Origin of the sequence: Corynebacterium sp. MSK004, assembly GCF_030232515.1 — a bacterium.
Lineage (GTDB): Bacteria > Actinomycetota > Actinomycetes > Mycobacteriales > Mycobacteriaceae > Corynebacterium > Corynebacterium hesseae.
In genome coordinates this window covers 47847-68953 of record NZ_JASPKB010000003.1, presented here as the reverse complement: position 1 = coordinate 68953, position 21107 = coordinate 47847, and the positions used below count along the sequence as shown (strand labels likewise).

Annotated in this window: 22 protein-coding genes and 2 pseudogenes; 14 read left to right on the top strand and 10 right to left on the bottom strand. The window is 60.6% G+C overall.

Going from position 1 to position 21107, the window contains the following annotated elements; translation table 11 throughout:
• The first annotated feature begins 55 nt into the window (after positions 1 to 55).
• Genes QP999_RS04435 through QP999_RS04425 form a run of 3 tightly spaced genes read left to right on the top strand, consistent with a single transcriptional unit; the run spans position 56 to position 2551 of the window.
• Positions 56 to 1465, top strand: coding sequence for an aldehyde dehydrogenase family protein (locus QP999_RS04435; protein WP_284847767.1), 1410 nt, complete (start codon positions 56 to 58; stop codon positions 1463 to 1465).
• Between the two features lie 30 nt (positions 1466 to 1495).
• Positions 1496 to 1759 (top strand): hypothetical protein, encoded by a 264-nt coding sequence (locus QP999_RS04430; RefSeq protein ID WP_070524133.1) that lies wholly within the window; start codon positions 1496 to 1498, stop codon positions 1757 to 1759.
• Between the two features lie 3 nt (positions 1760 to 1762).
• Complete coding sequence (locus QP999_RS04425; RefSeq protein ID WP_070563600.1) at positions 1763 to 2551, top strand: zeta toxin family protein; 789 nt, start codon at positions 1763 to 1765, stop codon at positions 2549 to 2551.
• 169 nt (positions 2552 to 2720) lie between these two features.
• Here the strand turns inward: QP999_RS04425 and QP999_RS04420 are convergent, their stop codons facing one another.
• Complete coding sequence (locus QP999_RS04420) at positions 2721 to 3128, bottom strand: RCC1 domain-containing protein (protein ID WP_232745421.1); 408 nt, start codon at positions 3126 to 3128, stop codon at positions 2721 to 2723.
• 30 nt (positions 3129 to 3158) lie between these two features.
• On the opposite strand from QP999_RS04420, the gene QP999_RS04415 reads away from it, so the two are divergent.
• From QP999_RS04415 to erm, 5 genes are all read left to right on the top strand, one after another.
• The gene (locus tag QP999_RS04415; protein ID WP_070524865.1) at positions 3159 to 4640 is read left to right on the top strand and encodes an ApeA N-terminal domain 1-containing protein; all 1482 of its coding nucleotides are present in this window, start codon (positions 3159 to 3161) and stop codon (positions 4638 to 4640) included.
• A 349-nt stretch (positions 4641 to 4989) separates the two neighbouring features.
• Positions 4990 to 5244: a nucleotidyltransferase family protein gene (locus tag QP999_RS04410; protein WP_232745419.1), complete on the top strand. Its 255-nt coding sequence runs from the start codon at positions 4990 to 4992 to the stop codon at positions 5242 to 5244.
• Positions 5165 to 5419, top strand: a complete 255-nt coding sequence (locus QP999_RS04405; RefSeq protein WP_083298937.1) for a HepT-like ribonuclease domain-containing protein — start codon at positions 5165 to 5167, stop codon at positions 5417 to 5419. Before QP999_RS04410 ends, QP999_RS04405 begins: the two co-directional genes overlap by 80 nt.
• Before the next feature lie 197 nt (positions 5420 to 5616).
• Positions 5617 to 5850 carry a recombinase family protein gene (locus QP999_RS04400; protein WP_224784272.1) on the top strand — a complete coding sequence of 78 codons (234 nt, stop codon included), beginning with the start codon at positions 5617 to 5619 and terminating at the stop codon, positions 5848 to 5850.
• Positions 5851 to 6199: 349 nt separating this feature from the next.
• Positions 6200 to 7054: a 23S ribosomal RNA methyltransferase Erm gene (gene erm, locus QP999_RS04395; protein WP_070517629.1), complete on the top strand. Its 855-nt coding sequence runs from the start codon at positions 6200 to 6202 to the stop codon at positions 7052 to 7054.
• 70 nt (positions 7055 to 7124) lie between these two features.
• On the opposite strand, the gene QP999_RS13410 is transcribed toward erm, so the two are convergent.
• The 3 genes from QP999_RS13410 to cmtR all read right to left on the bottom strand — a co-directional run bounded on the left by QP999_RS13410 (position 7125) and on the right by cmtR (position 10368).
• Positions 7125 to 7478 (bottom strand): type IIL restriction-modification enzyme MmeI, encoded by a 354-nt coding sequence (locus tag QP999_RS13410; protein WP_016423158.1) that lies wholly within the window; start codon positions 7476 to 7478, stop codon positions 7125 to 7127.
• A gap of 641 nt (positions 7479 to 8119) precedes the next feature.
• Complete coding sequence (locus QP999_RS04390; protein ID WP_284847766.1) at positions 8120 to 10012, bottom strand: heavy metal translocating P-type ATPase; 1893 nt, start codon at positions 10010 to 10012, stop codon at positions 8120 to 8122.
• Positions 10009 to 10368, bottom strand: a complete 360-nt coding sequence (cmtR, locus tag QP999_RS04385; protein WP_284847765.1) for a Cd(II)/Pb(II)-sensing metalloregulatory transcriptional regulator CmtR — start codon at positions 10366 to 10368, stop codon at positions 10009 to 10011. The genes QP999_RS04390 and cmtR overlap by 4 nt, the downstream gene beginning before the upstream one ends.
• A gap of 490 nt (positions 10369 to 10858) precedes the next feature.
• Here cmtR and QP999_RS04380 point away from each other — a divergent pair, with 490 nt between their 5' ends.
• Positions 10859 to 11167, top strand: coding sequence for a HigA family addiction module antitoxin (locus tag QP999_RS04380; protein ID WP_083306840.1), 309 nt, complete (start codon positions 10859 to 10861; stop codon positions 11165 to 11167).
• 54 nt (positions 11168 to 11221) lie between these two features.
• Here the strand turns inward: QP999_RS04380 and arfB are convergent, their stop codons facing one another.
• From arfB to QP999_RS04365, 3 genes are read right to left on the bottom strand one after another with little or no spacing between them, the layout of a single operon-like run.
• A complete protein-coding gene (gene arfB / locus QP999_RS04375; protein ID WP_010187974.1) occupies positions 11222 to 11665 on the bottom strand; it encodes an alternative ribosome rescue aminoacyl-tRNA hydrolase ArfB in 444 nt (147 codons plus the stop codon).
• A 31-nt stretch (positions 11666 to 11696) separates the two neighbouring features.
• On the bottom strand, positions 11697 to 12287 hold the full coding sequence (locus tag QP999_RS04370; protein WP_284847764.1) for a putative glycolipid-binding domain-containing protein: 591 nt from the start codon (positions 12285 to 12287) through the stop codon (positions 11697 to 11699).
• Positions 12215 to 12463 carry a Fic family protein gene (locus QP999_RS04365; protein ID WP_284847844.1) on the bottom strand — a complete coding sequence of 83 codons (249 nt, stop codon included), beginning with the start codon at positions 12461 to 12463 and terminating at the stop codon, positions 12215 to 12217. Before QP999_RS04365 ends, QP999_RS04370 begins: the two co-directional genes overlap by 73 nt.
• A 275-nt stretch (positions 12464 to 12738) precedes the next feature.
• Between QP999_RS04365 and QP999_RS04360 the strand changes: the two genes are divergently transcribed.
• A complete protein-coding gene (locus QP999_RS04360; protein ID WP_284847763.1) occupies positions 12739 to 12870 on the top strand; it encodes a hypothetical protein in 132 nt (43 codons plus the stop codon).
• Positions 12871 to 13562: 692 nt separating this feature from the next.
• Here QP999_RS04360 and QP999_RS04355 read toward each other — a convergent pair.
• Together QP999_RS04355 and QP999_RS04350 are read right to left on the bottom strand one after the other, a co-directional pair.
• On the bottom strand, positions 13563 to 14213 hold the full coding sequence (locus QP999_RS04355; protein ID WP_070644803.1) for an MOSC domain-containing protein: 651 nt from the start codon (positions 14211 to 14213) through the stop codon (positions 13563 to 13565).
• Between the two features lie 29 nt (positions 14214 to 14242).
• Positions 14243 to 16771 carry a hypothetical protein gene (locus QP999_RS04350; protein ID WP_284847762.1) on the bottom strand — a complete coding sequence of 843 codons (2529 nt, stop codon included), beginning with the start codon at positions 16769 to 16771 and terminating at the stop codon, positions 14243 to 14245.
• A 115-nt stretch (positions 16772 to 16886) separates the two neighbouring features.
• Here QP999_RS04350 and QP999_RS04345 point away from each other — a divergent pair, with 115 nt between their 5' ends.
• Complete coding sequence (locus QP999_RS04345) at positions 16887 to 17603, top strand: helix-turn-helix domain-containing protein (protein ID WP_284847761.1); 717 nt, start codon at positions 16887 to 16889, stop codon at positions 17601 to 17603.
• A gap of 114 nt (positions 17604 to 17717) precedes the next feature.
• Complete coding sequence (locus QP999_RS04340; RefSeq protein WP_083315670.1) at positions 17718 to 18176, top strand: Fic family protein; 459 nt, start codon at positions 17718 to 17720, stop codon at positions 18174 to 18176.
• 415 nt (positions 18177 to 18591) lie between these two features.
• Here the strand turns inward: QP999_RS04340 and QP999_RS04335 are convergent, their stop codons facing one another.
• Positions 18592 to 19200: a CueP family metal-binding protein gene (locus QP999_RS04335; RefSeq protein ID WP_284847760.1), complete on the bottom strand. Its 609-nt coding sequence runs from the start codon at positions 19198 to 19200 to the stop codon at positions 18592 to 18594.
• Between the two features lie 153 nt (positions 19201 to 19353).
• Here QP999_RS04335 and QP999_RS04330 point away from each other — a divergent pair.
• Together QP999_RS04330 and QP999_RS04325 are read left to right on the top strand one after the other, a co-directional pair.
• Positions 19354 to 19494 (top strand): annotated as a pseudogene (locus tag QP999_RS04330) (PhnA domain-containing protein); the annotation flags it as partial.
• A gap of 32 nt (positions 19495 to 19526) precedes the next feature.
• Positions 19527 to 21107, top strand: a pseudogene (locus tag QP999_RS04325) (type I restriction-modification system subunit M).

Genomic DNA, 21107 nt, shown 5'->3' with positions numbered 1-21107 from the left:
AAAGTTTCTTTGGGCTTTGTTCGCGGGGCCCTCGACTGCTTTACAAGGAGATCTCATGACTCAGTTCCCCACCTACGCTGATCTGCTCGACGCCATCACGGATGAAAACGGCCGCGACATCCTCAATCCCGCCACCGGTGAGGTTGTTGGCCGCGCCCCAGAGAACACCGTTGAGGACCTCAACGTCGCAGTTGAGACCGCACGCGCAGCACAGAAGGACTTTGCCAAGCTTAGCGACGCTGAGCGTTGCGAGCTGCTCACCAAGGCAGCCGCCGCCATTGATGCCCATGCCGAGGCGCTCGTGGAGTTGCTCTCCCGTGAGCAGGGCAAGCCACTCAACGGCCCGAACGCCCGCTTCGAGGTCGGTGCCTGCTCTGGTTGGCTGAATGCTACCGCCTCCTTCGAGCACCCCAACTACACTGCCGTCGATGATGACATCACCGCCACCGTCAACTACCGCCCGCTCGGCGTCGTCGGTGCTATTGGTCCGTGGAATTGGCCGATGATGATCACCATCTGGCAGATTGCGCCGGCGCTGCGTATGGGCAACGCGGTCGTCGTCAAGCCCTCTGAGTACACCCCGCTCTCCGTATTGGGCCTGCTCAAGGTCGTGAACTCCGTGCTGCCGGAGGGTGTGCTTCAGGTCGTTAGCGGCGCCGGTGAGGTTGGCGCGGCGCTGACTACCCACGAGGGCGTCGACAAGATCATGTTCACCGGTTCCACCGCCACCGGCAAGAAGATCGTGGAGGCCAGCGCGGACAACCTCACCCGCCTCACGCTGGAGCTCGGCGGCAATGACGCCGGTATCGTGCTGGATGATGCTGACCCGAAGGAGATCGCCGGCGACCTCTTCTGGGGTGCCTTCATCAACACCGGCCAGACCTGTGCGGCGATGAAGCGTGTGTACGTGCCGGAGGCGCTGTACGACGCCGTTTGCGAAGCCCTCGTCGAGGTGGCCAAGGCTTCCCCGATGGGCGTGGGCCTGGAGGAAGAGAACGTGCTCGGCCCGCTGCAGAACAAACAGCAGTTCGACATCGTGGACAAGCTCGTCACCGCCGCCAAGGATTCCGGCGCCCGCGTGCTGCTGGGTGGAGACCCGGACTACGACGCGCCGGGCTACTTCTACCCCACCACCCTGGTGGCGGACATCGACCCGGATAACGCGTTGGTCGTCGAGGAGCAGTTCGGCCCGGCACTGCCGATTGTGAAGTACACAGACCTGGATTGGGCCATCGAGCAGGCCAACAAGCTTGACGTGGGCTTGGGCTCTTCCGTGTGGTCCTCCAACCGCGAGCGTGCACTGGACGTTGCTGCGCAGCTGGAGGCTGGCACCACCTGGATCAACAGCCACGGTGCTGTGGATCCGCGCGTGCCGTTCGGCGGCATCAAGTCCTCCGGCTACGGTGTGGAGTTCGGTACCGAGGGCCTCAAGGGCCTGGCCTACCCGCAGATCATCAACGGCTAAAACCGCTGTGGCGCTGCTATTCTTAGCGCCATGAGCACCGCCAAAGTCCCGGAGATCGAGTACGCAGCCTTCGACGCCATGAAGGAGGTTGCGTCCTCGCTGAAAGCTGCCTACCTCACTCGGGCCGCTGAAGCAGGCAACGATGTTGAATCACAATGGTGGATTCGTCAGAATTGGCTGGTAGAGGACATAGTCAGTGGTGTTGATTCAACCGACATTGAAGCCATCCGCGCCGCTGCGGCTCTCTTTGCGCAGCGGCTTGAAGCCCTCTCCTCCGAGCACAAAGCGGCATAGCCTATGCTTTCCGCCGCTGACTTCCCCGTTGATCCGCAGGTCATGGAGCAACGGCTAAAGACTCTGCAAACTAGCTATTTTGGTCGGTCGAATGCTCATGGTCCGGCTGTTCCAGAGGTCATTTATGTGGCGGGGCAGCCAGCGTCAGGCAAATCAACGGCTATTGAATCTGTAAAGAATGGTCACGCGGTCCTTGATTCCGATGAGGTTCGGAAGCTGCACCCCGCCCTCGACGAGATCATGGAGCGCGACCCCCTGCGCATGGACGTGCTCACCAATGGACCGGTGCCCTATTGGATGTCCTCGCTGATTGAATATGGTCGGCAGCACGGGCACTCCCTCATCATTGAGAACACGCTGTCCAACCCGGAATTCATCGCGGGTGAGATAGCCAAGTTTCGGTCTGCGGGTTTCCGCGTGAAGGTCGTGGGCTTGGCGGTGGCGCAGGAGGTCTCAAGGCTGGGCGTCGTCCAGCGCTACCTGGAGGCGCAGCGTGTGAGCCGCTACCCGCGCTGGACCAATGAGGTTTCCCATACGTCGGGCTTTAAAGCCATCGTCCCAGGGCTTCAAGCGATTGCCCCGCTTGTCGACGACCTCGAGATCCGCACCCGCGACGGCCGTACCTTGAGCGGCATCGAGGATATTGAAGCCGAGCGCGCAACCTGGTTCGACTCCCCCGCTGTTCGGGCCGACTGGCTGGCCCGTTTCGACAGCTGTGACTTGAGTGGGCTTGAAGCTGAGAAGCTCACGCAAAACCTCGTGGCTGATGCAGAGCTTATCCGCAAGCTTTAAGGCTGTGCCCGTGGAACTGCGCGCCCGGTAGGCGGTGAGAGCTTCGTGTCAAAGCGGCTGCTGGCGAGCTGGCGGTCTGCGAGGTCTAGCAGGCTGAGGATGTCGTCTGCGTGGAGTTTAGATTCAACGTGTGATCGACCGCCGATTATCGGGCACGCTGGACTTCAGTTCATCTGTGGTCGAGCGGCCCAGGCGTTGACATTGCATTGCTGCTCGGTGTGGTCGCCCGCAGCCCGAGCGAGTGTCTCGCTCCGGCTGCGATCGCTGTGATGCCGGTCCATGACTGGACATCGCACTGGCCTCTGCTGTCGTCGCTGACGGCGACGACGGTGCCGTCTTCGTGTAAGCCGACGGTGTGTAGGTAGCCGGCAAAGACCCCGGACACGTGTGTCCACCGGGCGACGTCGGTCTGCCCTCGCTGATTGTTGCCAGTTGCGAGGGCTGTGCCGTCGCGTCGAACTGCGATTGTGTGCCAGTCGCCGCATCCGATCTCAGTTGACCATGATCTCGCTGTAGATTGTCCTACGTGGGGGGCATGTGGTGGAGTAAAGATTTTCGACCTGACATCTGGCCGCAAGACAGGAAGGAGCCCGGGACCGGGAGTACGATGCCTAATGATCCTCTCAACCTCGACAAGGCCGGCGAGTGGGCTGGCGTGTGGTGGCTGCCGGAAGCCCCTAGCGAGAAGGTCCCGGGTGTCCTACGGTACGACCCGGAAGATGGTCTCTCTCTGTCGCTGATCGGCACCTTCGAGGATCGGATCTTGACGACGGACTCGTCTGGATGGACTGCTGTTCACGAAGGAACCCGCACCTGGGAAGTCATGCACGGTGTGGCCGAGCTCAGGGAGATCACACTGCTTGGCTGTGTTCCTAGGAGCACCAGAAGGACCATGGGTGCGCGAGTGGCGAGCCCTGATAAGCAGACCGTGACCGCGACGGTCGCCATCATCGGCGCGCATGTCAGCGGTGACGCGGATCCGGCGTTCGCTGGGGCAGAAGTCTCAGTCGAGGATCTGAGTCTCTGGGCGGCGTCTTCTGTGTTCGAAGGATCCCTCGGGGCTCCCGACGGCAAGATCGATGGGACCGGGCGTATCTCGGTGAAGCCGGTCGAGGCGCAATCGGTCGTGGTCGACGACACTGAGTATCGCCTTCAGCACACGCACACGCTTCCATTCTTCGATCAGCGCAAGGGAGGAAGCGTCGGACGTATGCGGGACACGGTGTCCATCTGCGTCGTGCCAGCCGAACCATTCTCTCTGAGTGTTGCTCTGCAGGAGGCGAGCCTGGTGCAGGACCTGATCTCCCTGGCGACGCATCGCGCGGCCGGAGTGATCTGGCTCCGACTGGAAGTTGCCGGGACCGAGTCGCACTTCCCTGATGGCTGCCCGCTGCCGCGCCGACGTGCCGATGTGCTCTACTCACCGGCCGCGCTTGGAAAACACGACGCGAAAGTCGTCGATCACCACCGAATGTTCTTCACCTGCGGCTCGATCCCATTTGAGGAGGTCATGCCCCGATGGTGCGAGGCCCATGGCCGCCTGGAGGCAGCGACAAACATGATCTTGGGCTTGCGCTACGCACCGGCCCGTTTTGTTGAGAACAATCTTCTGACGGCAGTCGGTGCTGCCGAGGTGTTGCACCGCAACCTCCGCATCGACGAGAAACCGTTCCCCAACGCGGAGTTCAGGGCGATGCGAGAGGCGATGCTGGCGCAGGTTCCCGATGAGCACCGAAACAGGTTCAAGGGGGCGATCCGCAACGACCCGACCCTCCGTGATCGGCTCCATGCCCTCGCCGCGCGACCCGATCAGGAAGCGATTGCACTGCTCTTACCGGATGTCGACCATTGGGCGAAGTGGACGACGCGCGCCCGCAATGACCTCGCGCACGAGGGCAGAACGCCCAACCATTCCATCGAGGAGCTGATCGCCGTCGTCGAGGTGACGACCGCGGTCGTAATCCTCAACGTCTTGCACGAGCTCGGGTTGCCGGCGGAGCGGCAGCGAGAGATCGTGCGGGAGCACCCGCAACTGAGGGCTACGTTCCGTACCGCTGCCGAATGGCTGGTTCCCTCACCAAACCCTTAGGTGCACTGCGATAGCCGCTACTTCGGAACCTCCGTGACGCTGCTGCCCGGTCGTTTAGTGCGAGACGCGTGTAAGCCTGCTCTATCGCTCGTTCGTTGAGTGCGTCATGGCGGGCGGGCGAGACGACCGGCTGTAAGTGGTGGCAGCGCGTCAGTGCCGCCTGGTGCGGCGGTGAGACGGGAGAATGTCGTCGGCCCTTAAGAACGCGGTGGAGTTCCGCTTCAATGTCAAAGCTCCATGTCGACGTGCTGCCGGGCCCGTTTCCCCCGGAAGCATGTCTGAGACCGTCATGACGCCTGAGACGCTTGCCCTACGCGGGATTCTCGTTGCGCGTCTTGACTAGTTCCAGGTGCTCATCGATCGGTACGGCGCGACCAACCCGAAGTTGTTCGGGTCCGTCGCGCGCGGCACCGCGTCTGCAGGATCGGACATCGACATCCTCGTCGGGATGGACCCTGCGGAGGGACGTCTCCTGATGCGTGCGTCTGGTCTGCTCGAGGAGAGTCGCGCTCTGTTCGGGCGCGATGGCATCGACGTGTTTCCTGCCCAGTTGCTCAGGCACCCGGTATCCGCTTCGACGCTCGCCGAGGCGGTGCCGCTGTGAGTCGCAGTCCGGCGAAGCCGTGAACCATCTTCCCGATGAGATCACCGGCGCGCATCCTGAGATCGTCTGGCCTCAGATTCGGGATTTCCGCAACATCCTGGTGCACCAGTATTTCGGCGTCGACATCGACGTGGTCCGCGATGTCGTCGATACTCATCTGCCTCCTCTTGCCTAGGCGCTGCGGTGCCACATCTCTGCTGACTGACGGCGCGGCTCCAAAGGTTATTCGGCTACGGAACGTGGTCGAGTTTAAGTTCAATGTTAGCTAAGGGCCTTATTAAAAGCGTTTGGCAACACGCGCTCCTATTTACCTTCGTATCTCGCGAGACGCTGACGTGGATGGCCTCACCATCGACCGGCAGCGTCAGGACTGTGAAGCCATTGCAAAGCAGCGTGGCTTGGACGTTGGACATAGGACATAACTACGTCGATCAGTCCATTTCCGCGTCAAAGAAGAATGTGGCTCGCCCCGACTACGACGCCATGGTGGCATCCTTTGAACGCGGCGAAATCGACGCGATCATCTGCTGGGACCTCGAACTACCCGCCCCACGTCGGTGGGTAGTCCGATCAGTCGGACAAAACTACTCCCGCACCACAGCGTAATAAGGGGTGCACCTTAAAAACATCCGGAGGTGGGGGTAACTCCCCCTCGTTGCCCAGAGACAAAATACGCCAGTGGCGTCTGTACGACGAGCCGAAGGTAGGACAAATTCCAATCCAGAGAGGTCTTGCACTGTTGCGGTGCGGTTGTCTTCTTTCTCACCGTATTGGACCCTGCGAAATTAATTGGATACGATAGGCCCATGTTGATTTCAGGTTCCGTTTTCATGCGGCCGCTCACCAGCCGCTAAGGCGGTTTTCTCCCTCCCGCAGGTTAGAAACCGCTCCGGTCCTTTAGCCGGGCGGCTATTTGTCATGCCCGGCTCCGTTTCAACTCCAAGGAGCACACCTGATGTCTGCATACGGATACGGCCGTCACGAGCATGGCCAAAATTTTCTCACAGACCACAAGATCATCAACTCCATCGTCGATCTTGTGAAACAAACCTCCGGCCCCATCATTGAGATCGGGCCAGGAAGCGGTGCCCTCACTCACCCGATGGCCCACTTGGGGAGGGCGATAACGGCAGTTGAGGTAGACGCAAAACTAGCTGCCAAACTCACAAAAAAGACCGCCTCGGCGGCGGTCGAAGTGGTCCATGATGATTTCCTTAACTTCCGGTTACCCGCCACTCCCTGCGTCATTGTGGGAAACATTCCCTTTCACCTCACCACTGCCATTCTTCGAAAGTTGTTGCATGCGCCGGCATGGACTGACGCTGTACTCCTCATGCAGTGGGAAGTCGCTCGCCGCCGGGCCGGGGTAGGTGCAAGCACGATGATGACGGCTCAGTGGTCCCCATGGTTCACGTTTCACCTTGGTTCCCGAGTACCAAGGTCTGCTTTCCGGCCACAGCCAAACGTTGACGGGGGGATCTTAGTGATCCGCCGGGTGGGTGACCCGAAGATTCCGATAGAGCAGCGCAAAGCCTTTCAGGCGATGGTGCACACCGTTTTCACTGCCCGGGGACGCGGGATAGGGGAAATTCTCCGAAGGGCAGGGTTGTTTTCATCACGTTCAGAGACACAATCATGGTTGCGCTCGCGAGGAATCGACCCCGCGACCCTACCTCCCAGATTGCACACCAGCGACTGGATCGATCTCTTCCAGGTGACTGGTTCCTCTCTACCTCACCATCGGCCCATTTCACCATCGGGAAGTAGTCAACGACCTCCTCAACGGAAAAATCGAGGCCGGCGGCGGTAATCCCCCCACCACCAAAACCGAAATCCACCAGTAGTAGTGAACGACCCATGTTCGTCTACCGTGAGCCGCGTTATGGCAGTGACGTGTTCTCGTCGGGCACAGTCATAGTTCCCGGCGTTGCCAGCGACAGGGTTCTACACCCAGCAGCGGGACCGATCAAAATCACCCGCACGGGGAACGACCCTGCTGGTGGTTTCGATTTTGATGAAAGCGAGGAGACATAGCCCCTCGCCAACTCCCCGTAGCTGGCGAACAGTAGCTCCTGGCGCTGGCGCTCGTTGGTGAGTTTGCGTGCCACATCGAAAGCCTTATCGACTTCCCGGTCCAAGTTGTTGTGAGCCTTGAGCAGAATTGGGTCCATCGATAACGGGTTGTAGTGCTCCGCGAGTGACCGCTGGGGGTGCCGCTCGCGTGCCCGCAGCACCAACTGTCCAGCGTCGATGATTCGCTGCTGCGCCTTCTCATCTAGTTCACACAGAGCTGGTCCGCAGTTGTAGCTCCCGATGTACTCCGAAAAACGGAAAAAATAAATAGTGGGGATACATCAACCTTCCACTTTCCATTCTTCCGGCTCAGAGTATTGAGGGGTCTGGGACCGGGTCCGTAAACCCTTTATGTTTTTCGCGCACAGCGGTTTTTAGCGACGCACCCTATAGGTTTTCCGCAGAACTTATATGTGTTTCTGTGCACCCCATATGTTGTCTGTTTTAGCGGTATTTCGTTGTTAATTCCGCACGCGCGCATCAAATGGTTATTTATCGACGACACTCCGTCGAGTTCAAGTTCAACGTGTAACGCGAGGCGTTAATGACGTTTCGCGTTATTGGGGGTAGGTTGAAGAGCGCTGTCTCTAACTCGGGTTTTCGTTCGGCCTCGGTCCATTCCGCTACCTCGTGTGAAGAATCTGCAAGCGGTATCGAACCGTTGAACTATTAGGTTCCCCCACAGTTCCCGTGCCTGCACGCATCGAGAAGGACCAGGTGGTGAACTCGAATGACTCGCCTGGTCCAACGTGTGTGCGCTCGGCGCGTGGTTTAACCCTTATAAGACTTGCCGGTCACAGCCTCAGCGTTTCGCTCGTGCAGCCCGCAGGCCGTTCAAGATCACGATGACTTCGGCGACTTCGTGTACCAACACGACGGCGGCCAAGCCCAGTACACCGCTGATCGCCAGTGGCATCAACACGATGATGATGGCTAGAGACAGCACGATGTTTTGGTTGATGATCCTGCTGCCTCGGCGGGCGTGCTGCAGCGCCTGCGGGATCAGCCGGAGGTCGTGGCCGGTGAAGGCGACGTCAGCGGACTCGATCGCGGCGTCAGAGCCGGTCGCTCCCATCGCGATGCCCACCGTCGCGCCCGCGAGTGCCGGCGCGTCGTTGATGCCGTCACCAATCATCGCCGTCGGTGTCTTGGATGAGAGTTCGGCGACGATGCTCGCCTTGTCCTCCGGTCGCAGCTCGGCGCGTACGTCGTCGATTCCGGCGATTTCAGCCAGCGCCCGGGCGGTGCGAGTGTTGTCGCCGGTGAGCATGCTCACTTCCACGTCGTGGGCGTGCAGGGTCTGCACGGCTTCGGGCACTTCGGGCCGCAGCTCGTCGCGGACCCCGATCGCCCCGGCGAGGGCGTCATCGACGGTGACCAGGACGCAGGTCTGGCCTTCGGACTCCATGCGCTCAACATCGGCCTTCAGTGGCCCGGCGTCGATCCACCGGGGGCTGCCCACCAGCACCCGTCGACCTTCGACGGTGCCGCTGATGCCATGCCCGGCTTCCTCGCTGATGTCCAGGGCAGCGGGCGCTTCGGGCCCCGCCGCCGCGATCGCCGCGGCGAGGGGGTGCGTTGATTGCTGCTCAACTGCCGCGGCGAAAGCAAGCACCTGCGCCCGATTGAATCCGTCTGCCGGGACCACGCCGGTAACCTCGGGCTGGTTGCGGGTGAGGGTTCCGGTCTTGTCCACCGCCAGGTGACGGATGCCGCCGAGCCGCTCGAACGCCGCGCCGGACTTGATGACCACGCCAAACTGGCTGGCCGCGCCGATCGCGGCCACGACCGTCAGCGGCACGGAGATTGCCAGCGCGCACGGCGACGCTGCGACCAGGACCACAAGTGCACGGGTGATCCACGTCTCGGGGTCGCCGAGCAGCGAGCCGATCACGCCGACCAGCACAGCCAGGATCATTACCCCGGGCACGAGGGGTTGGGCAATCCGGTCGGCGATCCGGGCGCGGTCGCCCTTTTCCGCCTGCGCCTGCTCGACCAGGTCCACGAGTGTGGTCAGCGAGTTGTCCGTTCCAGCTGCGGTCGTCTCGACCTCCAGCACACCGGCGGAGTTGATCGCTCCCGCGGGTACCTCGTCGCCGGGCGCAACCTCCTCCGGAATGGATTCTCCGGTGATCGCTGAGGTGTCAAGGCTGGAGCGTCCGGACCGAATGATGCCGTCCGAGCCGATCCGCTCCCCGGGGCGTACGACCATTAGCTCGCCAACCTCAAGGTCCTTCGCAGCGACCTCGGCCGTCGTACCGTCGCGCAGCACGGTCGCGGTTTGCGGTACCAGCTTCAACAGTGCCCGCAGTCCGCCTTGGGCCCGGTCCATCGCCTTGTCTTCAAGCGCCTCGGCGATCGAGTACAGGAACGCCAGTGCCGCGGCCTCTCCGACGAAACCAAGGATCACCGCGCCAACCGCGCTGATCGTCATCAGCAAACCAATGCCGAGCTTGTGCTTCGTGACAAGGTTCCGGATCGCTCCAGGTGCGAACGTGTATGCGCCCAGCAGCAGGCCGACCCAGAACAGTACTGTCGCAGGCGTCTCCAAGTCGGACCAGTCCAGCGCCAGACCTATGCCGAGGGCTACGCCGGAGAAGATCGGTAGCAGCAGCTCGGGGTCCTTCCACCATGGCCGATCGAGCTCTTCAATCTCCGTGGCTGGTTCGTGTTCGCATCCACATGCCGAGCTCATGCGTCCGCTCCTTTCACGCCGCATCCGGGCACCGAGCACTCAGGGTCGATGCACGAGGCGTTTTCATCGACAGCCAACGTCGCGTTCACCAGCGCGTCGAGCGCTGCCGCGAGGTGCGGATCGGCGATTTCGTAGCGAGTCTTGCGGCCCTCCGGCTCGGCGACGACGATGCCGCAATCGCGTAGGCAGGACAGGTGGTTCGAGACGTTCGAGCGAGTCAGATCCAACCTTTGCGAAATCTCGGCCGGGTAGCCCGGACCGTCGAGTAGGGTCATCAGGATTCGGGAACGCGTCGGATCAGCCATGGCCCGGCCGAGCCGGTTCATAACGTCGAGGCGTGAAGCAATAGTCAGCATGTGCTGAACAGTACAACGTGTGCTGAACTATTCAAAATGCACTGAACTGACGGTTACGCGAAGGTCCTGCGACCTGCAGGAATTAGTCGATGGGATAGCAGATGACTGGTCCTTTGTGGTTCGGCTGCCACCCAACGCGGGAGCGACGTGCGCGGCGAGGTTCTCCAGAATCTTCACGTTGACGTCCACGCCATCCCGCACAACCTTTACGTGTTTCCATGCGCCCATATGTTCTCTGTGTGCTGACGTAATTACAGTTTTCTGATTGTTGCAGGCTAACGAGAAAGTAACTTTGCAACTACATACCGTGGAGTTCAAATTTAACGCGTAGCGTTATTGACGCTTCGCGTTATGGGGGATAAGGTGAAGCATGATCCAGTCGTTCGCTGACAAGGACACTGAGCGTCTGTGGAATCGAGAGCGGATTCCCCCGGGAAACCGGCTCGAGGCGTTGAAAGGTGATCGGCGGGGCCAGAGGAGGTTGAGATCGTTGACTACCACTGACAAGCTCCCTCCGGTTCACCCCGGTGAGATCCTCATGAAGGACTTCCTCAAAGGAATGGGGATCACCCAGCACAAGCTCGCCGTCTCCATCGGCGTTCCGCCCCGCCGGATCAACGAAATTGTTCACGGTAAGCGCGCTGTAACCGCTGACACGGCCCTTCGTCTAGCGAAGTTTTTCGAGATGAGCCCCCAGTTCTGGCTCGGGTTACAGGCTCAATATGACTTGGACGTGGCGGAAGACAAGATCCTCTCGGAAATCGAGTGGATTCAACCGGTCCAAGCTGTCTCAGCGTAGCGGTTACCCAAACCAGGTCCGTCAGCGTGAGGATATGCATGCGGATGGTTCGAACTAGGGAATTTGGGGCCGCCGTCGCGTGGACTTGAGTTCCGAGCGCCGCTTTTTCGCTTCGAGACGGCGTCGCACCGAGCTCCGCGTCGGCTTGGTCCTGCGCCGCGGGGGAGGAGGCGGAGCGAGCGCCTCGCGCAAGAGGGCGGCCATGCGTTCGCGTGCCTCGGCGCGGTTGCGTACCTGCAATCGCTGGGTCGATGCGGTAACGGTAAGGACGGTGCCGTCTAGGCGGTGCTCGTGGTTGTGGAGGACGCGGCGACGCTGGGCGTCGGAAAGCGATGAGCACGTAGCGATATCGACGGAAAGCTGCACTTTGCTGTCCGTAGTATTGACGCCTTGGCCGCCTGGTCCCGACGACTTCGCGAACCGCTCCGTCAGGTCGGCGGCGACGATGACCAGACCCCCGGGGATCCCTGGGCCAGGCGCGATGGTCAGGTCGTTCATACCGCCCAGCTTAGTTAGAGTTGTTTCCGGATCAGACCCGCCGTGCGAGATCAGGGTAGTGTACGACCACGCCGTCACCGTCGACCTCCAACTCGACGTCGACTCCCCGTGTTCCGCTTTTGTATCGGACAGTTTCAGCATCGACGGAGCTGTAGTACTGGTCTGATGCGATCACCTGGAGGGACGGTATATCAATCCAAGCCATGATCAGCTGCGTTTTCGGGACCTGAGTCTCAAGCAGCGTCAAGCGACGAATAGGCATTGTGTTGGTGAGAGGGCACAGGCCGAGATCGCAATCGAGTGCGGCTTTCAGGTCGGCTGACTGGACGATACCGGGGGAGGGCAGATCTTCAGGCTGGGCGCCCTCTTCATTGGTTTCCGCCGACCACACGCCTTGTTCGGACCTAAACAGCTCGAGGCTTCGCCCCCATCCGTCGCCTTCAACGTTCACCGACACACGTTCGGTCACCCAGTTCTCCGCGGCGTGCAGCTCCCACGTGGCCTCGTATCCATCGCCGTATTGCACTCCGGAAGCGGTCAAACCGGCTCCTAAAAAATGAACTGCGGCCTCGTTCCGGATGAGGGGAGTCTCGACATGCTCCCACTTATACGTGCGCTCCATGGTGAGGATTTTACAACGCTCGATGGTGCGAAAAGGCAGGTAGCTTTCGATTTGGACCGCGTACCGAGGACGAGGCTTACCGGCAGAATGGTGTATTCAGTAAGTCCGCGACGCAGAAGAATCCCATGAATGAGAGCACGGCCCACACGGCCGTTGCCATCTGAAAATGGGTGAATCGTTTCGAATTGAGCGTGAGCAATCGCGGCTTGGATGAGAGCACCGTGCTAAGCGCCATCTAGGTAAAGGCACAGGTCTTCAACGAGGTCACGGACTAGGCGTGGGGGGCGCTGGGATGAACTCGGCCCCAATGGGTGTGTGGTTACTTCCACCGGTCCAGTTTTGAATAGTGCGAAGTCCAGTGGAAATAGAGCCCTTCTCCCCCACCCACTCTCTTCGAAGCTTTTCGAGAAGCTCGACAGAGATTGTCGGTTCGGTGGCAAAGCTTTTCTCAATGGAACGCAGAACGGTGAGGTTGCGGGCAACCTCTTCCGCGCTTTTCCTTAAAGCCGCGGACTTCCTCCTCTTGGGCGAGTTCCGCGAGGACAACCTTATCGACGTTGGGCGCAATACCTTCAATGCGTGAGGAGGAGATCGCCTCAGAACGCATGAGTAAGCGGCCACAGACTCCAACTGGCCGGAAGCAGCATGACGGTTGAGCCTCAAGATCTCTCGCTCGATACGCGCTGCTCGGCTGGTGAGCTCTGGAGAAAAAGTCCACGCCTTACTAGCAAGATGGGCAGGGACATACGCTTGAAAAGGACCTACGGCCTTATCGCGCCGGGGAATGCCGGATCCTGCGTCGGGGATCCAGCTCTCGGTAACGTAGTGGGGCATGTAGAGGCTATCCATTCGTCAAACCCCAATGAGTGGTTGGATAACTCTTATCCAACCACTCATTGGGGTTTAGGTGCTAGATAACTCTTAAACATTCGGGCTTTAAGGCTGAAATGTAGCCTCAATGAGAATGCCAATGACAATCCCATCTGACCGGCCGCGCTGACCTCGGCCAAATCCCCAGACCTCGATCCCGAAACCTCCTGGTGGGTGGTGGGGCGTCGCCAAGCGCTTGGCGACGGCGACCTGCAGGTTGCGGGTTTCAGGTCTGGGGAAATGCAGTGGAGGCTGGAAACGCCGAAGCTCGTCGCCTAAGTCAACTGCGCAATGAGAACATCAATGACAACCTCAATGAGAATTTTGTCATTGAAGCGCTCAATGTTAGCTATGGCGGCTATAGCTGCACCGCGCAGTGTTGGAGGTGGAGGAGAAGGAATGCAGTTAGTCGCGGGGCTGCAGGCGCTTGACCAGCTGGTCGTGGTGGACTGGGGCGAGGCAGCCGGCGTCCACGACGCGCCGGGCTAGCTCCTTGTCCCCCATCTTGGCCGCGAAGGCCATGCCCATGGTGATGTCGTGGTCGGGGCGGCCGATAAGTGTAATCTCATCGCCAGGTTTGATGCGGCCAGGCTCGATGATGCGCAGGTAGGAGCCACAATCGCCGCGCTCCGTGAAGGATTTGAGCCAGCCCGGCTCATCCATCCAGCCGGAGAAGGTGGCACAAGGCGTGCGCGGGATAGACACTTCAAGCACGCACTCCCCCACCTGAATTCGCTGGTTAATCAGCATGTTCGGCCAGGAAATCCCCTCGGTGGTGAGGTTTTCCCCAAAGTAGCCATCACGCAGCACACGGTTGAGCGTGCCCTCCCAGTAATCGAGCTCCTCACGGGCGACGGCATACACGGCCTTCTCAGCGCCGCCGTGGTGGGCGTGGTCACCGATGGAATCCCCCACCACGCCGGAGCCGTCACCGTAGTTGGGCCCAGGTATCTCCAGGTCCAGGAAGGGGCGCGGCTGCTTATCGATGCCCGTGTACTCGTGCCGCCCGTGCGGCTCCGGGCGGCGGACAGCGACGTTCGTGGAGATAACCTTCATGCTCACCTATTGTGGCACACCTCACGCGCTCACATGTCGCGATCGCGGAAGAGAGCTTCGGCCGTCACGAGGTCGTAGAAGAAGAGGCGGGGGGCAAGCGGGAGGACGTCGGCAAGCATGGGCATGTCTTCCTTGAGCAGCGGGCTTTCCATGATGATGTCGTTCGCCGCAGCGCGGGAGGCCAGGGCGAAGGCATAGGAAATATAAGGCATCCACGCAGCGGCATTGAGCTCGTCGGCGGTGTTTCCGCTGGCAAAGGCGCCCAACGCGATGAGGGTGTGGCTAACGGACATGTCAACGCCCGCGTTTTGCACCAGCGAGGCCAGTGCCGTGGCGTCCTTGCGCAGGTGCTCGATGGTGCCCAGCGCATCGAGGGCGCCGTTGTTGGCAAAGCACTCGCGCAGCGCGGCGACGCGGCCGGCCTCCCCCATCAGATCATCGACGGGCGGTGTGGGGCTGTGAATGGTCGCAGCATTGAGCAGCATCGGGCGGGTCAGGCCATCGGCACCCGACTCGCGCACTGCGGTGAGCTCGGAGTTCTCGCTAGCGGAAGGATCGAGGAGGAGATCCAGGTAGCTATCGACGCCGGACTCGTCGGCGGCCTCCAGCGGGGAGTGGAACAAGCGCGTGCGCGCGAGTGAGCGGGCCTGCTGGTTTACGCTGACGCCGGTGCGAGCCAGGGCGTGGACCGCGGCCTCCGGTTGGGCGCGCAGCCGGTCGATGGTGCTGTCGAACATCGCTTGCAGCTTCGGGTTCGGGCTGCGCTGCGAGAGCACGTGGAGCGCGCGGAAGGTGCCCCACAGCTGTTCCGGAGTCCAGTCCTTTGAGGCCAGAGCTGCGGGCGAGCCTTCCGGCGTGATCACGATGGAGGCGCTGGAGGGGCGTGCGGGAGCAGCGAGGTTAGAGGAGGCACGGAGCTCGCGGACATCGACAAGCAGCGAGCCCTGCTCAGCAAGGTCGGCGGGCAGCTCAAACCCCTCTTCGGTGGGCGTGAGTTGGGTAGGCGCCACCGTGGGCCCGGCCAATGGCCAGACCCAGCCCACCAAATCTGCCTGCGGTTCTGCGTTCTGTTCAATGATGATTTCATCGCCATTGAGCAGACCACGGCTGACGAACGGGGACTTGCGGACGGTGGCCAGCGCCGCATAGATCAGGCTGGTGGATGCGGATGCTTCGTACTCGACAATGCGCCGCTCCAAGCTGCGGGCCTGGTGAGCCTCGCGCTCCCCCGCCGGGAGGGAGTCCAGGTAATCCTCGTAGGACAGCGTGGACCACATCAGGAAAAGCTCGGCCGTTGGCTGTTTGCGCACGGCGTTGGCCAGCGCGGCGTTGGGGACGGCGAGGCTGGTGACCGCCTGCGTGGTCTTCGAGGTGCGCGCCAGCTCCTTGATTTTCTGGCGGCCGTCGATGGTGACGAACTTCGCCAGCGGCAACGGGCGCGGCGAGTGGACGGTGAACATATCGTCCTGATCGAGCTGGCCAGCGAAAATTACTGGCTTATCGGAGTGCTCAGTGGGCTCTAGGCCGATGCGCTTGACGCGGCTGAACAAAGCCTCGGGCCAAACATCGAAATCCAGCTCATAGCCGGCTTCACTGGCCACGACCTCGCGGCGCGAGACCTCGGTGTCCTCGAAGGTGCGCAGGCCTTTTTCCAGTGCGATGGGCTTCTTTGGCGGGGAGGCCAGCGTGTAGCTGAAGGTCGAGTGCGCGCCGAGGGCATCGATGATGCGGAAATCCATGCCGCGCGGACCGTCGTTGGTGGCGCGCATGTGGAGGCCCTCGGCGAGGGAGATGAAGCGGACGTCGACAAGCTGCTCGTCGTGCCACAGCGACACCTTGTAGCGGCCCACCCACGGGTCTTCGTAGAGGTCACCCGGGAAAGGCTCGGCGATGCCTGCGTCGAAGGTCTGCTCCGAAATCTCCTCCTGCTCGCCCCCGAGGGGCGCGTAGGTGAGATCGATGCGCCACTCCCCTTCCGCAATGAGGTGCACGCGCGGCGACTTGGTGAACACGGGCTCGTTATCGAGGCCCCGGGCGTTGGGCAGGGTGGCGACGTCGAAGTCCCACTCGAAATCGCCGTGCTTGGCGACGTCCACCGGTTCCCTCTGCGGTACCCTCACCTGATCCGGTAGCGGTCCCACTTCCCAGCCGGCCCAGATGCCGAGTGGCTCAGCATTCTCGAGCGTGCCCTGCGGCGCGATGAGGGTGGTGCGGTCATAGACGATGAACGGCGCCTCATCGGTGATGCCGGTGAAGGTGACGGTCTCGATGAGGTCCTCATCGCCATCGCGCAGGGTTACCTCGATGCGGGTAAAAGGCCCAGGGATGCCGACTTCCAGCGGTTCTTCGGTGGCGAATTCGCGCACCGAATGGGGGCGATCGATGAAGTGAGACTTGACCACCCACCGAGGATCAGACAGATCTGCCTCAGGATAGGTAGCCGGCAGCTCCAGCATGAGAATGTTGCTCCCCCGGCGCAGTGAAATCCGGGGACCCTGTTCGGTGAGGTCAGTGGTGACCAACGGCGTTGTGGGAAGTGAATAAATCTCCGCGCTCATTTGCTTCATCATAGGACACGGCGGGGTGGTGTTGCCATGTCGCTGGTAGGCGGCCTGACTGTCCTATCCGTAGGACAGGTGTCCTATTGATAGGACAGTTGGCTATAGTAGGGCCATGGACCCAGTACAACTCCTCAAGAAAAGCCCGCTGAGCCTGAGCGAAATCTCGCGGCGCTCGGGAGTGTCGCGAAATACGCTCAATCTGTGGTTGCGTGGGACAGCTCAACCGAGCTTGACCGGGTTGGCCAAGGTAATGCGCGTGCTCGGATACGAGGTTTCCGTACAGGTACACCGCATGAGTGATGCCGCGGCCGCGACAGCCGCCAGAGTGCTTCTTGGGGAACTCGCAAGTGAGGAGCCAGACGTTAAAGCCTGGATTGACCGCTTCGTGCAGTGGGGTGACACCCCGGCCGGCGGCGGTAGCTGCCAGGCTCTCATTGAACGGGCCGCGTGGGCCTCCAACCCATATGGCCGCCACGGGGCTCTCCACTTCTTACCGTCAAATCCCATAACGCTTGCCTCAGCGGTTGATGCGAGCGGGCAACCATGGGCGATGTCGGGTGCCTTTGCAGCTCAACAAGTCTCGGGGCATATCGCTGGTGAAGGAGAACCTCGATCAACATTGATTTGGTGCACAAATCCAGCAGACATCGTGCCCTCGTTGCCCACTCGGATTCGCGCGAGTGCTGAACCCGTATCCGGAGGGATCACCCTCGTGCCTGTCGCTGGTGAAGAGCTCGCCGGCGCAACTAATGAAGCCGGAATACACTACGTATCACCGCATCAGCTTGCCATTGATGTGTGCGCAGAAAACTACATCGGAGGGGCATAGGTGATGAGAAGAGCAACGAGCCGAGTGAGCTGGGAGCACCATGAGCGGCCGCACGTTTCGGAGTTAGGGACTGACCGTGCGTTATTTCGATTAACCAAGCAACTTCCTGACTTGGTGTGGAACGCTGCCGCGCTGGAAGGAAACACGTTTACCCTCCCGGAAGTCCGCACGTTGCTCGATGCCGGACTTTTCCGTGGTGAAGGCGACGCAGAGGGGGACGGCGGTGGAGTGCGGCTCATGGATGGCGGGTTCATCCCTTTCGACCCTGCTGATGAATTGGGTGAAGCCCATGCCGATTTGCTGGTTTCCCTCCAAGGGCTTGACAACCCAGTCGAGCAAGCGTTGGCCTATTTCTGCTCAGCCACGCGTAGCCAGTTCTATTTCGATGGGAATAAGCGGACCGCCAGGCTTGTGGCGTCCGGTCTCTTGTTAAGCCATGGATACAGCTCATTGAATATCCCCCACGCTAGGCGGCTGGAGTTCAACCTTGCCCTCGATGAGCTCTTCCATGCTGACGACGCCACAACGCTGATGGATTTTCTGTACGACTGCCTAGCGGAGTCCTCCCAGTAAGCGCAGTAGGCCCTCCGCTTCCGAAGCGGAGGCCTACGTGGGGGCTGAATGCTCAGCGCATCCTTTAGTGCATAGTGCTGTAGTGCTTAGCGGAATATCTTCTGCAGAGCGGAGAAGTCAACCTTGACCACGCCGACAGACTGCAGGAATGCGGCGATGGCGCCGAGCAGGGCAGCCACAACGCCTGCGCCCAAGAAGCCGGCGCCGACGGGGTGGCGTGGCTAAAAGGAACAGAGTTGACGACACCAGCGGACTTGTTGTGGTCAATTGCCTGCTCGGAGATTTCTTCAGGGAGTGGCCGTATGGGGACTTGCCCAGAACACCGTTGACGTCGGCAAGCACTGCGTGGACACCATAAAAGGACAAACGGTGAACCCCAGGAGGTGGGATTCACCGTGGTGAGTGAATGGGCAGATTATGCCATCTGCAGCGTGGTCACGCAGGTACCGCCTTCGTCAGAGGTATCCAGGGGAACCTCGCCGGTCTTGCCGTCCTGCTCGATGGTGATGGTGCCCTTCTTGTCGGCCGGCAGCCAGTAGCCAATGAAGCCGTTGTCGAACGTCGTGGTGTCTTCGTTGACTAGCTCATTTCCTTCGTCATCCGTGATGGTGACGTGGATGTCTTCCTGGCTGAGCTCACCGGTGCAGGTGGTCAGGGAGTGGTTGAAGCAGTCGTGCGTACGGGAGAGGTACGGCGCGATGGAGAGGTAGAACTTGTCCTCCGGCAGCGGCAGGGAGGCCTGACCCTGTTCAGTAGCGAGGATGAGCTCGTTCGGGCGCACGGATGCGAGGAGATCGCTATTGCGTTCGTCCTTGGACTGGCGGTCCAGCTTGTCCACGATTTCCTGGCCATCCAACCCTTCGAGATCGAACTCGGCGAGGATCTCCTCGGCGGAGACCTGCTGGACCTCGGTGGTGGCAGCGGCGCTCTTCGAGGCTTCGCTCGGTACGGGGCTGTCACTAGAGCAAGAGGACAGGGTGATGGCTGCGGCGCAGGCGGCAGCAAGAGAAATGAGGCGTTTCATAAGTCTTCCGAATAGGTCCGATTGTGTTGACCCAAGCCTATACCCCACCGGGGTATCAATCAAAGAAATGAGAGAAGGATCATCTTTTTGCGCCACGCGGGATAGACTGTTCCTTATGACTGATACTGCAGGCACAACGCTGCTGCCCTGACCATCGTGGACTCGGTGGGCAATGCGCTTGCCGACGGCGACACGGTCACCATCACTAAAACCCTCAAGGTCAAGGGCGCGCAGCAGCCGCTAAAGGCCGGCACGAAGGCGCGCGGCATCCGTCCCACCGCGGCCTCATCGCCAGCGTGTCGGACTCAGCAGTTACGCTGAATTACATGATTACCGGCGCACTCAAAAATAATGTCGACCGCATCTGAGACACCTTCTGGTCCGGCGGCATTTCCAACCCTGTATCCGTCATCGAGCAGTTCACCTACCTGCTCTTTATCAAGGACCTCGACGAGCGCCAGGTCCAGATTGATAAGCGCCGGGCGCTGGGGGATCCCACCGCGACGGAAGACATCTTTGACGCCAGCCAGCAGGACTTGCGGTGGCGCAACCTCATTGAGGACCGCGACATCGCCCGCCGTAAGGTCACCATCATCAACAAGGTCTTCCCCTTTATCAAAGCGATGGGCGGCAAGGGGTTCCAGGAGCACATGGCCAACGCTTCCTTCGATATCGAATCTGAAGCCACGCTCTCACGCGTCATGGAACTCATTGACCAGCTGCACTTCTCCAACAAGGACATGAAGGGCGACTTGTATGAGTACATGCTGGACAAGCTGTCCACCTCGGGTACGAACGGCCAGTTCCGCACGACCAGCCACATTATCGAGCTCCTCGTCGCGCTCATGGAGCCCACACCACAGCAGCGCATCATCGACCCAGCGTGTGGCACTGCCGGGTTCCTGGTGGCTGCCAATGATTGGATTGCCCACCATCACCGCGCAGACCTGTTTAACAAGGACACGCGCACAACGTTTACCAATGAGGGTCTGACAGGCTTCGACTTTGACAAAACCATGGTGCGCATCGCGGCGATGAACATGTTCATGCACGGCTTTGAAGAACCCAACATTTCTTACCGCGATTCGCTGCAACAGCTGCCCACAACGTTCGATGAGGCCTTTGACCTTGTCCTGGCCAACCCGCCTTTTGCGGGCAGCCTGGATAAGGATGCCGTCGATCCCAAGCTCAAGTCGGTGACGACGGCCAAGAAGACGGAGATTCTTTTTGTCCACCGCTTCCTGCAGCTACTCAAGCCGGGCGGTCGCGCTGCGGTGATTGTCCCTGAAGGTGTCCTCTTCGGCTCTACCAAGGCGCACAAAGCCCTTCGCAAAACCTTGGTTGAGGATCAGCGCCTTGATGCGGTCATCAAACTGCCCTCCGGCGCATTCAAGCCCTACTCGGGCGTGTCCACCGCCGTCCTGTGCTTTACCCGCACGGACTCTGGCGGCACTGATGAGGTGTGGTTCTATGACGTCACCGCGGATGGCTACTCACTGGATGACAAGCGCATTCCGCTTCTTGACGCCCCTCTGCTCGGCCCCTCCCCTGCCTCACACATCCAGGACCTTAGCGATCCCGCGCTTGCCGAAGACCCCACACCCGTCACCCTTACCCAGGAACAACTCAAGCTCAATAACCTTCCGGACGTTGTCGCCCGTTGGCACTCCCGCACCACCGACGAGCGTGAGCGTGCCCGCACGGACTACTCCTTCACCGTGCCGAAAGACGAGATCGCCCAAGCCGACTACGACCTATCCATGAACCGCTACAAGGAGATCGTCCTCGAAGCGCAAGAAACCCGTGACCCCATGGACATCATTGCCGAAATCGAAGAACTCGACCGTGACATCACCCAAGGCCTTGCCAACCTCAAGGCCATGCTCAGCGAGGGGAAGGGGAAATAG

Excerpts from the sequence above, each read along its gene's own strand:
- QP999_RS04430 (WP_070524133.1), top strand. The coding sequence starts at position 1,496 with ATGAGCACCGCCAAAGTCCCGGAGATCGAGTACGCAGCCTTCGACGCC.
- arfB (WP_010187974.1), bottom strand. The coding sequence starts at position 11,665 with ATGAACGACCTGACCATCGCGCCTGGCCCAGGGATCCCCGGGGGTCTG.
- QP999_RS04350 (WP_284847762.1), bottom strand. The coding sequence starts at position 16,771 with ATGAGCGCGGAGATTTATTCACTTCCCACAACGCCGTTGGTCACCACT.
- erm (WP_070517629.1), top strand. The coding sequence starts at position 6,200 with ATGTCTGCATACGGATACGGCCGTCACGAGCATGGCCAAAATTTTCTC.
- QP999_RS04355 (WP_070644803.1), bottom strand. The coding sequence starts at position 14,213 with ATGAAGGTTATCTCCACGAACGTCGCTGTCCGCCGCCCGGAGCCGCAC.
- QP999_RS04435 (WP_284847767.1), top strand. The coding sequence starts at position 56 with ATGACTCAGTTCCCCACCTACGCTGATCTGCTCGACGCCATCACGGAT.
- cmtR (WP_284847765.1), bottom strand. The coding sequence starts at position 10,368 with ATGCTGACTATTGCTTCACGCCTCGACGTTATGAACCGGCTCGGCCGG.
- QP999_RS04390 (WP_284847766.1), bottom strand. The coding sequence starts at position 10,012 with ATGAGCTCGGCATGTGGATGCGAACACGAACCAGCCACGGAGATTGAA.
- QP999_RS04415 (WP_070524865.1), top strand. The coding sequence starts at position 3,159 with ATGCCTAATGATCCTCTCAACCTCGACAAGGCCGGCGAGTGGGCTGGC.
- QP999_RS04405 (WP_083298937.1), top strand. The coding sequence starts at position 5,165 with ATGGCATCGACGTGTTTCCTGCCCAGTTGCTCAGGCACCCGGTATCCG.
- QP999_RS04425 (WP_070563600.1), top strand. The coding sequence starts at position 1,763 with ATGCTTTCCGCCGCTGACTTCCCCGTTGATCCGCAGGTCATGGAGCAA.
- QP999_RS04370 (WP_284847764.1), bottom strand. The coding sequence starts at position 12,287 with ATGGAGCGCACGTATAAGTGGGAGCATGTCGAGACTCCCCTCATCCGG.
- QP999_RS04335 (WP_284847760.1), bottom strand. The coding sequence starts at position 19,200 with ATGAAACGCCTCATTTCTCTTGCTGCCGCCTGCGCCGCAGCCATCACC.
- QP999_RS04360 (WP_284847763.1), top strand. The coding sequence starts at position 12,739 with ATGGAACGCAGAACGGTGAGGTTGCGGGCAACCTCTTCCGCGCTTTTC.
- QP999_RS04345 (WP_284847761.1), top strand. The coding sequence starts at position 16,887 with ATGGACCCAGTACAACTCCTCAAGAAAAGCCCGCTGAGCCTGAGCGAA.